The organism is Pseudomonas sp. AA-38 (assembly GCF_029457475.1).
Lineage (GTDB): Bacteria > Pseudomonadota > Gammaproteobacteria > Pseudomonadales > Pseudomonadaceae > Aquipseudomonas.
Window position 1 is genome coordinate 4,906,326 of sequence record NZ_CP120359.1, and the last position, 12,447, is coordinate 4,918,772.

9 protein-coding genes are annotated in these 12,447 nt (G+C 61.4%); 4 read left to right on the forward strand and 5 right to left on the reverse strand.

From position 1 onward, the window contains the following. The first annotated feature begins 167 nt into the window (after positions 1–167). Positions 168–1,460, forward strand: coding sequence for a glycine-betaine demethylase subunit GbcA (gene gbcA / locus PVE35_RS22500; RefSeq protein WP_268179303.1), 1,293 nt, complete (start codon positions 168–170; stop codon positions 1,458–1,460). Positions 1,461–2,541: 1,081 nt separating this feature from the next. Here the strand turns inward: gbcA and PVE35_RS22505 are convergent. The 5 genes from PVE35_RS22505 to thiI all read right to left on the reverse strand — a co-directional run bounded on the left by PVE35_RS22505 (position 2,542) and on the right by thiI (position 8,388). Beyond that, on the reverse strand, positions 2,542–3,297 hold the full coding sequence (locus PVE35_RS22505; RefSeq protein WP_277373037.1) for an NTP transferase domain-containing protein: 756 nt from the start codon (positions 3,295–3,297) through the stop codon (positions 2,542–2,544). A 226-nt stretch (positions 3,298–3,523) separates the two neighbouring features. Then, entirely contained in the window at positions 3,524–3,817 is a 294-nt protein-coding gene (locus PVE35_RS22510) for a hypothetical protein (RefSeq protein ID WP_277373038.1), read from the reverse strand. Positions 3,818–3,837: 20 nt separating this feature from the next. Beyond that, positions 3,838–4,569 (reverse strand): YafY family protein, encoded by a 732-nt coding sequence (locus PVE35_RS22515; protein ID WP_277373039.1) that lies wholly within the window; start codon positions 4,567–4,569, stop codon positions 3,838–3,840. A 345-nt stretch (positions 4,570–4,914) separates the two neighbouring features. Next, a complete protein-coding gene (typA, locus tag PVE35_RS22520; RefSeq protein WP_268179306.1) occupies positions 4,915–6,735 on the reverse strand; it encodes a translational GTPase TypA in 1,821 nt (606 codons plus the stop codon). Between the two features lie 147 nt (positions 6,736–6,882). Next, complete coding sequence (thiI, locus tag PVE35_RS22525; RefSeq protein WP_277373040.1) at positions 6,883–8,388, reverse strand: tRNA uracil 4-sulfurtransferase ThiI; 1,506 nt, start codon at positions 8,386–8,388, stop codon at positions 6,883–6,885. 328 nt (positions 8,389–8,716) lie between these two features. Between thiI and glnA the strand changes: the two genes are divergently transcribed. The 3 genes from glnA (at position 8,717) to PVE35_RS22540 (ending at position 12,384) form a co-directional block, all read left to right on the forward strand. Then, positions 8,717–10,123, forward strand: a complete 1,407-nt coding sequence (glnA, locus tag PVE35_RS22530; protein WP_024309829.1) for a glutamate--ammonia ligase — start codon at positions 8,717–8,719, stop codon at positions 10,121–10,123. Between the two features lie 1,059 nt (positions 10,124–11,182). Continuing rightward, positions 11,183–11,767, forward strand: coding sequence for a DUF4124 domain-containing protein (locus tag PVE35_RS22535; protein ID WP_277373041.1), 585 nt, complete (start codon positions 11,183–11,185; stop codon positions 11,765–11,767). Between the two features lie 2 nt (positions 11,768–11,769). Beyond that, complete coding sequence (locus tag PVE35_RS22540; protein ID WP_268184394.1) at positions 11,770–12,384, forward strand: DUF4124 domain-containing protein; 615 nt, start codon at positions 11,770–11,772, stop codon at positions 12,382–12,384. Positions 12,385–12,447 lie beyond the last annotated feature (63 nt).

Below are 12,447 nucleotides of genomic sequence, written 5' to 3' on the forward strand. Positions count from 1 at the left end.
CATGTCGCCCATGGACAAGGTTTCCCCTTTGCCCGGCTCCACACTCCGCCTCACCAAGCATGCACGCCCATCGCAGGCAGCAGCGATTGACGAACACCTTGCGGCATTTACCGTAACAGCCACTTTTACCGGCCGGCGCGACGCGTCGACCAATTGAGGAGCCATTCATGGACTGCACCCAAAACCTGAGCCTGGGCGACCCACTAGAGCCCGTCCGCAAGGCCACCGCGGAGATGCTGCACGAGCGCGATCACACCTTCTCGCTGCCGCAGCCTTTCTACAACGATGAGCGCCTGTTCCAGGTCGACATGCAGGAGATCTTCCACAAGGAGTGGCTGATCGCCGGCATGGTCAGCGAGATTCCGGCCAAGGGCAACTTCCTCACCGTGCAGATCGGCGACAACCCGATTCTGGTCATCCGCGGTGCCGAAGGCCAGATCCATGCCTTCCACAACGTCTGCCGCCATCGCGGTTCGCGCCTGTGCGTGTCGGACAAGGGCAAGGTCGCCAAGCTGGTCTGCCCCTACCACCAGTGGACCTACGAGCTGGACGGCCGTCTGCTGTTCGCTGGCACCGAGATGGGCGCCGACTTCAAGATGTCGGACTACAACCTCAAGCCGGTTCACTGCAAGACCGCTGGTGGCTTCATCTTCATCAGCCTGGCGGCAAACCCGCCGGCCATCGACGAATTCCTCGCGACCCTGGCTCACTACATGGAGCCGTACGACATGGAGAACACCAAGGTCGCGGTGCAGAGCACCATGCGCGAGCAAGCCAACTGGAAGCTGGTGATCGAGAACAACCGCGAGTGCTACCACTGCAACGGTTCGCACCCGGAACTGCTCAACACCCTGCTGGAATGGGACGACGTCACCGATCCGCGCGCCAGCCAGGCGTTCAAGGATCAGGTCGCCGAGTGCACCACCCGCTGGGAGAAGGACAACATCCCCTACGCCCATGCCAGCTTCGGCCTGCGTAACCGCATCGTGCGCATGCCACTGCTCAAGGGCACCGTGTCCATGACCCTGGATGGCAAGCAAGGCTGCAAGAAGCTGATGGGTCGCATCACCGACCCGGACCTGGGTTCGATGCGCATCCTGCACCTGCCGCACTCGTGGAACCACTGCATGGGCGATCACATGATCAACTTCACCGTGTGGCCGGTCAGTGCCCAGGAGTCGATCGTGATCACCAAGTGGCTGGTGCACAAGGACGCGGTGGAAGGCGTCGACTACGACGTGGCTCGCCTGCGCGAAGTCTGGGATGCCACCAACGACCAGGATCGTCGTCTGGGCGAGGAAAACCAGCGCGGCATCAACTCCACCGCCTACCAGCCCGGCCCGTACTCCAAGACCTACGAGTTCGGCGTGATCAACTTCCTCGACTGGTACAGCGAGCGCATGCTCAACAACCTCGACGACACCCCGGCGCAGAACCTGCGTCAGGTGGCAGGTGAGTGATGACCCTCAGCCTGCTGCTGTTGATCGGGTTGACGGCCTACGGGCTGCTGGCCTGTAGACCGCAGTGAGGCTGACGTAGAAAAGCCCCGGTGTTCTTACGGACACCGGGGCTTTTTTATGGGCATCGCATGTTCAGGGGAATGCCTGATTGACACCGGACTGGCAAGTTTGTGTGCCCTTGTTGGCTTGCGTTGGCGTTCTGGACGCCGCTTCGGTGTGTTCGGAAACTTCTTGTTTCGCCCCCTCGGGCGACTCACTTTTCTTTGAAATGCGCAAAGAAAAGTAAGCAAAAGAAACGCCCCCCCGCCATCCGGGTCTCGCTGCGCTCGACTCCCCTCACTCCGGCACCGCTCCGGGGTCGGCGTACATGGGCCATCCCTGGCCCATTACGCCTCTCGTGGCATCCATGCCACTCGCCCCCTGCGCAGCGCCTACGTTCGGCCTTCTGAAGGGGGAGTTAGCGCGCCTGAACGTACATCGGTTTCGGGCATGCCCGGCGTGCTCTGGTAGCAGTGGAGCCATGACGTGGCCGCCGGGTTAAACCAAAACTTTCATTCGCGCAGTTTCATTCGTCTGGATAGCTTGCCGGCTTCCAGCCGGCATTCTGGTCAGCCCTGAGGCTGACCCATGTTCAAGCACTCCACGCTAATTCTGGGTTACCTCGGGTTCAGGCGCGTGCAGAGCCCGCCCAGGAGGGCGAACGCAATCGTCGTGGAAGAGGTTGAGCGACATGGATGTCGCGAGAGCCGCGATGGGCCAGGGACGGCCCTTCGCGGCGGGCCTCTGGAGCGGCGATGGAGTGAGCGAACCCTGGCGCAGCCAGGGCCGGATGACCGGGCGGAGGGTTTTGGTTACTTTTGCCCGTCAAAAGTGACTCGCCCGGGAGGGCGAAACCAGAAACATCAACAAAAACGCGGCAATTCGGAACAGACACAAGAACAATCAACAAGCCAACACAAACTTGCCAATCCGGTATCAAGCCCGACTTCCCCATGATTCCGCGATGAGCCTGTTGTATGCGCTAGCGAAAGATATCCATAGGCGCCCATGCGCCACAGGATCACCCCGAAAATCTCTGCCCTCAAACGGCCTCCAAGCTTCGTCCCGCCACATGGCGTGCCCGCTCGCGACGCTTCTTGTTGGCCAGGCTCAACCTGCGCATCAGGTGCCTTACCCGCCAGATCAGGGGCTTGTCGATAGCGGCCAGCAACAACGGAACCTCTTCGGCGAAGTCGACATCATCCGTTTCATCGTGAATATCCACGAAGAGCCGACGCTCGATGGCCTTGCGATCAGCCAATGGCAATCCCGCCATCAAGCGATAGAACGACCAGAAGCTCTGGTTTCCCGTGTCCTGGTAGAACCTGATGGCACGCTCCAGCGCAGCGCGCGCACAACCACGGTCAGCTTCGGCGATACGCACCGCGAACAGCTCGCCATAGTCCTTGAAGGTGTAGGCACTACGCCCGTCGCGCCCGTAGAAGCGAGTTTCTGAGCACGCCAGGATGGTGTCGATGGCCGCCTCGGAGTAATACACGTCGCTGTAGAGCACCAGCAGATCCCCGGCTCCCACCACGGCTTCAGCTGCGAGCAGGCTGTGAGCCTTGGTTTCTCGCCACAGCGGGCACCAGCTCGGCACTGGATAACTCGCCAACGCCTCGCTGGCAGTCAGCAACCAGGGCGCCTTCACGCCGCGCTCTGCGAGCAGGCGCAACGTGCGTGCGAGAAGGGTTTCACCACGCACTTGGATCAACTGCTTGGGGGCGGTCGGCTCCGCCCAACGCGTCTGTTTTACACCGCTCTCCGCAGCCAGAATCAGCACTGCCAGACCATTCATTGGTTTACACCTCCCTGGACGCCGTAATACAGACACAGAACCGAAGCAATCGGCGCCAGCCCCAATGATACCAAGTCGCCATCATCAATCGTGAATAAAGATCCTGCGGACAACTTCACAAACACGACGCTATATATGAAAAGCCTAGGGGCTGCTGGCCTGTAGACCACAGCAGGATTGAACCCGAAAACCCCGGCACGAAAGGCCGGGGTTTCTTTTACCCGCCTCAAACCGAGGCGAAATGGCCCATGAACTGCAGCGTGTCGATAGCCTCGGCATAGGGTGCAAAGCGCGCATCGCCCGAAGCGAAGGCCTGCGCAACAGCCAGAGCACTGGCATGGCTATCCCACTTGGCGATATCGGCGTAACTGCCCTCACCCAGCGGGGCGTAGCCCTGGTATTCGAGCAGCCCAGGGAATTCGGCCAAGACCTGGCGCAGCTCGTCGCGCAACCGAGCGATCTGGCCAGCGAAGCCGGGCTTCAGGGTAAAGATGGCAACTTCGAGTACGTGCGCACTCATGTGGGGACTCCTTGTGGGTTTCAGGGAGTCGCAGCATGCTCCTGCCCTGCTGACAGCGTACTGTCAGTGGCCTGACGCGCCGCCCAGGCATCGGCCTGCCGACGCATGTAGTCACCCAGGCCGATGCCGGCCTGGCACGGCGGAGTCTGTTGCGGTGCCTGCACCTCGAGGATCCGATCAAGACGGAAATCGCGATAGTCGGCCCTGGTACAGCACCAGCTACCCACCGTCCACTTGCCCCCCCAATAGAACAGTCCCAGGGGATAGATCGTGCGCGTGCTGCTCTCGCCCGCCAGGCTCAGGTAGCGAATTCTTACCGCCGCGTCCAGCTTGATCGCCGCATGCAACGCCTCCCAGTTCTGCTCAGGCACAGGGGCCTGCAGGGCGAACAGACGCTTGGCCGGCTGAGCACGGGCACTGGCCGGAGCCGCCGCTTCGATCTTGGCCAGCAGCGCCTGCGCCAGGGCTCGGCTCTTGCCGCCCAGAGAGGCAGCGAGCAGATCCAGCGCGGCCGTCAGCACCTCGAGTTCTTCTTCACCCAGCGCCAGTGGCGGCATCTCGAAGTGCGCCTGCATGGCATAGCCGAGCCCCGGTTCGCCGTAGATCGGAATGCCACCAAGCGAGAGGTCATCGATATAGCGATAGATGCTGCGCACTGAGACCTGCAGCCGCTGGGCCAGCGCCTGCGCCGTTATCGGCTGGTGCACACGGATCAGGTTGACCACCTGGAACAGGCGTTCGGCCTTACGCATTGGCACACCACCGCCTCGACACGGGCCCAGGCCTGGACATGACGAGCAGTGCAGCAAGCCTCCCAGGCACGAAATCAGACTCCTGCAGCGAGCGCGCAGGGCATTGCCGACACGTGCTCATGCACGACGCAGGGGCGATGATGGCGCAGCGAACATGGCAGATAACCACAGCATGTCCTTACAGGCCCGGAGCCTGGCGACAATGAGTGAGGCACCCATCCAAGGGCAGATACCAGCATGCCAGAAAGCCCGCATCTTGTACGCCAAGAAAAAAGCCCCGTCAGATCACTCTGACGGGGCCTTGCTCTTCACTTGCCGCTTGCAGCCTGAAGCTTGCGGCTGCCCTTAGACCTTGGCGCGCTCGAAGCGCTTGCGGTCGTTCTCGTTCAGGTACTTCTTGCGCAGGCGGATCGACTTCGGCGTCACTTCCACCAGTTCGTCGTCGGCGATGAACTCCAGCGCCTGCTCGAGGGTGAACTTGATCGGCGGCACCAGAGCGATGACTTCGTCCTTGCCGGAAGCGCGCATGTTGTCGAGCTTCTTGCCCTTGGTGGGGTTGATCACCAGGTCGTTGTCACGGCTGTTGATACCGCACAGTTGGCCTTCGTAGATCTCCTGGCCCGGCTCGAGGAACAGCTTGCCGCGCGCCTGCAGGGTTTCCAGCGAATAGGTCAGCGCGGTGCCGGTGGCCATGGAGACCAGTACGCCGTTCTGACGGTTGGTCACCTCACCGGCCTTGATCGCACCGTAGTGGCTGAAGGTCGAGGTCAGGATGCCGCTGCCCGAGGTCAGGGTCAGGAAGTTGTTACGGAAGCCGATCAGGCCGCGCGCCGGGATGGTGTACTCCAGGCGGATACGACCCTTGCCATCGGGCACCATATTGGTCAGATCGCCCTTGCGCAGGCCCATCTGCTCCATCACCGAACCCTGGTGCTGTTCTTCGATGTCGATAGTGACGTTCTCGTACGGCTCCTGCTTCTCGCCGGCCTCGTTCTCGATGATCACCACTTCCGGACGACCCACGGCCAGCTCGAAGCCTTCACGGCGCATGGTTTCGATCAGCACCGACAGGTGCAGTTCGCCACGGCCGGAGACCTTGAATTTCTCCGGGGTCTCGCCCGGCTCGACGCGCAGGGCGACGTTGTGCAGCAGTTCCTTCTCCAGGCGATCCTTGATGTTGCGGCTGGTAACGAACTTGCCTTCCTTGCCGGCGAACGGCGAGTCGTTGACCTGGAAGGTCATGCTCACGGTCGGCTGGTCGACGGTCAGCGGCGGCAGAGCCTCGACGTTGTTCTGGTCGCACAGGGTGTCGGAAATGTACAGCTCGTCCATGCCCGATACGCAGACGATGTCACCGGCAGTGGCTTCCTGCACTTCCACGCGCTGCAGGCCGGAGTGGCCCATGATCTTGAGGATACGGCCGTTACGGCGCTTGCCGTCGGCGCCGATGGCGGTCACCGGGCTGTTGGCCTTGATGGTGCCACGGGCGATACGGCCGATGCCGATCACGCCGAGGAAGCTGTTGTAGTCCAGCTGGGAAATCTGCATCTGGAACGGGCCGTCGACGTCGACGACCGGGGCCGGTACGTGGTCGACGATGGCCTGGAACAGGGCGTCCATGTTGTCGTCCATCTTCTCGTGGTCCAGGCCGGCGATGCCGTTCAGGGCCGAGGCGTAGACGATCGGGAAGTCCAGCTGCTCGTCGGTGGCGCCGAGGTTGTCGAACAGGTCGAAGATCTGGTCGATGACCCAGTCAGGGCGCGCGCCCGGACGGTCGATCTTGTTCACCACCACGATCGGACGCAGGCCGGCCTTGAACGCCTTCTGGGTCACGAAACGGGTTTGCGGCATCGGGCCGTCCTGGGCGTCGACCACCAGCAGCACGGAGTCGACCATGCTCATCACGCGCTCCACCTCGCCGCCGAAGTCGGCGTGTCCGGGGGTGTCGACGATGTTGATGTTGTAGTCGTTCCACTTCAGCGCGGTGTTCTTGGCCAGAATGGTGATGCCGCGCTCTTTCTCCTGGTCGTTGGAGTCCATCACGCGCTCGTTTTCCGCTTCTTTGCGGTCGAGGGTGCCGGACAGACGCAGCAGTTTGTCGACGAGGGTGGTCTTGCCATGGTCGACGTGGGCGATGATGGCGATGTTGCGCAGTTTTTCGATCACAATTTTTTCCTAGAAAGAGAGCGGCAAGCCGCAAGCGACAAGCTGCAAGGTAAAAGCCAAAGAAAAGCCTAAAAACATGACGGATTCAGGTGCCGCAGTCGGGAGGATGCCTGCGGCGCCGCGCGCTGCGTCTGATATGTCCCTTCATCATGACTGCACGCGCCCGTCTTGTAGCTTGCGGCTTGCGGCTTGCGGCTGACCGAAGGGCCGGTAAACGCGCACGTTGGCATGCCCCTCGCTCAGCAGGTGGTGGGCATGCAGGCGGCTCATGACGCCCTTGTCGCAATACAGCAGGTACTGGCGGTTCTCATCCAGTTCCTTGAATTTGTTGTTCAGCGCGTAGAACGGCAGCGCCTGCACTTCGATGCCCGGCACTTCCAGCGGCTCGTCCTCGGCGGCATCGGGGTGGCGAATATCGATGACGATCTGCCCGGCCAGTGCCTCACGCACTTCCTCCACCTGCACGTCCTTGCCCAGCTCGTCGATGACGCGGTCGATGGGCAACTGGGTAGCACGCTCCAGGGCGCGGTCGAGGATGGCCATGTCGAACTGCGCCTCCTCCTTCTCCACGCGATAGCCACGGGCTTTGGTGGTCGGGTTGACCGAGATCACGCCGCAGTACTCAGGCATGTTCTTGGCGAACTCGGCGGTGCCGATCTGCGTGGCGGTGTCGATGATGTCCTGCTTGTGGCTGGCGATCAGCGGGCGCATCACCAGCATGTCGGTGGCCGAATCGATCACCGCCAGGTTGGTCAGCGTCTGACTCGACACCTGACTGATCGCCTCGCCAGTGACCAGCGCCTCGATCTGCAGCTTCTCGGCAATACGGGTCGCGGCACGCAGCATCATGCGCTTGAGGATCACGCCCATCTGGCTGTTGTCGACCTTGCCGAGAATCTCGCCGACCACTTCCTCGAACGGCACGCTGATGAACAGCACGCGCTGCGAGCGGCCGAACTTCTGCCAGATATGGTGCGCCACTTCCATCACGCCCAATTCGTGGGCACGCCCACCGAGATTGAAGAAGCAGAAGTGGCTGACCAGGCCGCGACGCATCATCTGGTAGGCCGCCACGGTGGAGTCGAAACCGCCGCTCATCAGCACCAGGGTCTGCTCCAGCGAGCCGAGCGGGTAGCCACCCAGGCCTTCGTGGCGGTTGTGCACCACGAAGAGGCGTTGATCGCGAATCTCCATGCGCACTTCGACTTGCGGCTTCTTCAGATCGATACCGGCCGCCTCGCACTCGCGGCGCAGGCGCGAACCGACATGGCGTTCGACGTCGATGGAGCTGAAGGCGTGCTTGCCGCCACGCTTGCAGCGCACGGCGAAGATCTTGCCCGGTAGTTGCTCGGCATAATGGCGCTTGCAGTGTTCGGTGATGTCATCGAGATCGCCCAGCGGGTATTCGTTGACCTCGAGGAACAGGCCGATACCAGGGGTGTTACGCAGGCGCTCGGTCATCTCGGCGAGCAGCTTGGGATCGTCCAGGTCGGTTTCCACCTCCAGGTTGTCCCATACACCCGTCACCCGCAGGGCGGGGTCAAGATCGCGCAGCACGGCGCGGATGTTCTTCCCCAACTGGCGGATGAACTGCTTGCGCACCGGGCGACTCTTGATGGTGATTTCCGGGAAAACTTTGACGATCAGCTTCATGAAATAAGCGCCCGAACAGGCAGCGGAAAAACAGGGGCGCGGATTATAGCGGAAATTGTTCAAGCTTTGACCAAAAATACTGCGCCATGCAGACGATGCACCAAAATTGCACATATAAGGAATTTGCAGCCCTTAAATGGTGCAAAACCACCGGCATAAATACCGCGCAAGCGGCACGGCGCCTGAGTTTCGCGGCCTCTGCCCAATAAAGGGCACTGGCATGCAATTTGCTCCCTTGTGAGGCAGGTCGCCCTGGAGGACTATCCCGCCGGGCTTCACCGTACATATCGGGGCTCATCGATACGAGCCTTTCCATCTGGAGGACAACATGTCTAAGGCTGTTCAACTGATCAAAGAACACGACGTGAAGTGGGTAGACCTGCGCTTCACCGATACCAAGGGCAAGCAGCATCACGTGACCATGCCGGCCCGTGACGCCCTGGACGAAGACTTCTTCGAGCACGGCAAGATGTTCGATGGCTCGTCCATCCATGGCTGGAAAGGCATCGAAGCCTCCGACATGATCCTGATGCCGGTCGACGAAACCGCCGTACTGGATCCGTTCACCGAAGAGCCGACCCTGATCCTGGTCTGCGACATCATCGAGCCGAGCACCATGCAAGGCTACGACCGCGACCCGCGCTCCATCGCCAAGCGCGCCGAAGAATTCCTGAAAACCACCGGCATCGGTGACACCGTATTCGTCGGCCCGGAGCCCGAGTTCTTCATCTTCGACGAAGTGAAGTTCAAGTCCGACATCTCCGGCTCGATGTTCAAGATCTACTCCGAGCAAGGCTCCTGGATGACCGATCAGGACGTCGAAGGCGGTAACAAGGGCCACCGTCCGGCCGTCAAAGGCGGTTACTTCCCGGTTCCGCCGTGCGACCACGACCATGAAATCCGTACCGCCATGTGCAACGCCATGGAAGAGATGGGCCTGGTCGTCGAAGTGCACCACCACGAAGTGGCCACTGCCGGTCAGAACGAAATCGGCGTGAAGTTCAACACCCTGGTCGCCAAGGCTGACGAAGTTCAAACCCTGAAGTATTGCGTGCACAACGTCGCCGACGCCTACGGCAAGACCGCCACCTTCATGCCCAAGCCCCTGTACGGCGACAACGGTTCGGGCATGCACGTGCACATGTCGATCTCCAAAGACGGCAAGAACACCTTCGCTGGCGAAGGCTACGCCGGTCTGTCCGAGACCGCTCTGTACTTCATCGGCGGCATCATCAAGCACGGCAAGGCCCTGAACGGCTTCACCAACCCGTCGACCAACTCCTACAAGCGTCTGGTTCCGGGCTTTGAAGCACCGGTGATGCTGGCCTACTCGGCTCGCAACCGCTCCGCTTCGATCCGTATCCCGTACGTTGCCAGCCCGAAAGCCCGCCGCATCGAAGCGCGCTTCCCGGACCCGGCTGCCAACCCGTACCTGGCCTTCGCTGCTCTGCTGATGGCCGGTATCGACGGTATCCAGAACAAGATCCACCCGGGCGATGCAGCCGACAAGAACCTGTACGACCTGCCGCCGGAAGAAGGCAAGCTGATTCCGCAAGTGTGCGGCAGCCTGAAAGAAGCCCTGGAAGAGCTGGACAAGGGCCGCGCGTTCCTGACCAAGGGCGGCGTGTTCTCCGACGACTTCATCGATGCCTACATCGAGCTGAAGAGCGAAGAAGAAATCAAGGTGCGCACCTTCGTGCACCCGCTGGAATACGACCTGTACTACAGCGTCTAAGCCAGCTTGCGCCGCCTCGTGCGGCGCCCTCGAAAGCCCCGCCCGGCCCTGCCTGGCGGGGCTTTTTTATGGTTTTTCGCGGAAGCTCGGGGGAGATTAGTCTTTGATACCGGACTGGCAAGTTAGTGCTTGTTCGGGTGCTTGTTCCGGATTGCCGCGTTTTTGCTGATGTTTCTGGTTTCGCCCTCCCGGGCGAGTCACTTTTGCGGGGCAAAAGTAACCAAAACCCTCCGCCCGGTCATACGGCCCTCGCTGCGCGAGGGTTCGCTCACTCCATCGCCGTTCCAGAGGCCCGCCGCGAAGGGCCATCCCTGGCCCATCGCGGCTCTCGCGACATCCATGTCGCTCAACCTCTTCCACGACGATTCCGTTCGCCCTCCTGGGCGGGCTCTGCACGCGCCTGAACCCGAGGTAACCCAGAATTAGCGTGGAGTGCTTGAACATGGGCCAGCCTTAGGGCTGACCAAGATGCCGGCTGAAAGCCGGCAAGCTATCCATGCGAATGAAACTATCGGTTTAATTCGACAGCCAAATCGCGGCTCCACAGCTACCAGAACACGCCGGGTATGCCCGGAGCCAATATACGTTCAGGCGCGCTAACTCCCCCTTCAGGAGGCCGAACGTAGGCATTGCGCAGGGGGCGAGCGGCATGGATGCCGCGAGAGGCGTAATGGGCCAGGGATGGCCCATGTACGCCGACCCCGGAGCGGTGCCGGAGTGAGGGGAGTCTCGCGAAGCGAGACCCGGATGGCGGGGGTGCGTTTCTTTTGCTTACTTTTCTTTGCGCATTTCAAAGAAAAGTGAGTCGCCCGAGGGGGCGAAACCCGGAATCTCTGAAAACACCCAAAGCGGCGTCCAAAACACCCAAAGAGCCAATACGAGACAACACACAAACTTGCCAGTCCTGTATCAACCAAGCACTCCCCCGAGAACGCAAAGAACCGTTCTGATAAAAGCACCCTGCTTTTGCAGGCAAAGGTCACAGCCAAAGCGCCCCGCGCTTGCCAGGAACCCATAGCAGTGCAAGGCTTAGCCCATCATCCGAGCAAGGATAGGCCCATGCGCCCATTACTCGCCTGCCTGCTGCTTGCCCTGGCTCTGCCGGCCAGCGCGCAGATCTACAAATACACCGACGCCAACGGCAATACGGTGTACACCAACCAACCACCGGACGGCACCGCTGCCGAGAGCGTCGAGCTGCCGCCGACCAATACGGTGGATATGCAGACGCCCAAGCTTCCCCCACCCACATCCTCTGGCGAAGAGAAGGCAGAGGCGCCCTACAAAGTGCTGCGGCTCACCGGCATTCCCGACGACGAAGCCATGCGCGCCAACAACGGCTCCTTCGTCGTCGGCGTGAACATTCAGCCGCGCCTGCAGCCAGGTCACCGCCTGCGTCTGATCCTCGACGGACAACCCTACGGCCAGGCAAGCAATGTGACGAGCCTGCAATTGACCAATATCGACCGCGGCGAGCACAGCCTGGCCGTGGCGGTGCTGGACGGCGATCGGGTGATCCAGCAAAGCGCGACTGAGACCTTCACCGTGCAACGCATCAGCCTCAACAGCCCGGCCAGGCAACCAGCCGCTCCGCCGCCCCCTAAGCCAGCCCCCAAACCCGCCAAACCTGCAAGCAACGGATGATGATGCGAACACTCCTGCTGGGCCTGCTATTGCTGGCCCAGGGCGCTCAAGCGCAGGTCTACACCTATATCGATGCCGAAGGTAATCGCGTATTCACCGACAAGCCTCGCAGCAGCAGTGCCGAGCGTGTATATATCGCGCCCTCCAACAGCACCCAGATGAATACGCCCCAATCCAGCGTCCGCGTTGCCCCACCAGCCGTGACCAAGCCGGTAGTGCACTACCAGCTCCTGCGCATCCTGCTGCCCGAGCCGGATGCCTCGATCCACCATGCTGCGGGCGACATGATCGTCACCCTGACCAGCGAGCCCGGCCTGCTGCCCGGCCATAGCTACCGCCTGTTGCTCGACGGCGTGGTCCAGGGCGAGCCCAGCCGCAGCCCGGTGTTTTCCCTGCAGCACATCGACCGTGGCACGCACCAATTGGTGGGCGAGATCATCGATTCTGCTGGCCTGATCGTCGAACGCACCCCAGCGCAGCCCTTCCACATGCACCGCATGTCGCTGGCGCAGAAGCGCAAGATCAGACCGTGCAAGAAGGACGACTATGGCGTGCGCCCGGAGTGCCCGCTGAAAGACAAGCCCCCGGAAAAGCCCAGTATCCTGCCCTTTCTCTAGGGCCTGCTGCCGTTTCGCGCAGGGCGTCGAAGTGGCAACAGCCCCAACGAGCACCAGTTTGGT

Coding starts and splice junctions, on each gene's coding strand:
- PVE35_RS22535 (WP_277373041.1), top strand. CDS start 11,183: ATGCGCCCATTACTCGCCTGCCTGCTGCTTGCCCTGGCTCTGCCGGCC.
- glnA (WP_024309829.1), top strand. CDS start 8,717: ATGTCTAAGGCTGTTCAACTGATCAAAGAACACGACGTGAAGTGGGTA.
- PVE35_RS22540 (WP_268184394.1), top strand. CDS start 11,770: ATGCGAACACTCCTGCTGGGCCTGCTATTGCTGGCCCAGGGCGCTCAA.
- PVE35_RS22515 (WP_277373039.1), bottom strand. CDS start 4,569: ATGCGTAAGGCCGAACGCCTGTTCCAGGTGGTCAACCTGATCCGTGTG.
- PVE35_RS22505 (WP_277373037.1), bottom strand. CDS start 3,297: ATGAATGGTCTGGCAGTGCTGATTCTGGCTGCGGAGAGCGGTGTAAAA.
- thiI (WP_277373040.1), bottom strand. CDS start 8,388: ATGAAGCTGATCGTCAAAGTTTTCCCGGAAATCACCATCAAGAGTCGC.
- PVE35_RS22510 (WP_277373038.1), bottom strand. CDS start 3,817: ATGAGTGCGCACGTACTCGAAGTTGCCATCTTTACCCTGAAGCCCGGC.
- gbcA (WP_268179303.1), top strand. CDS start 168: ATGGACTGCACCCAAAACCTGAGCCTGGGCGACCCACTAGAGCCCGTC.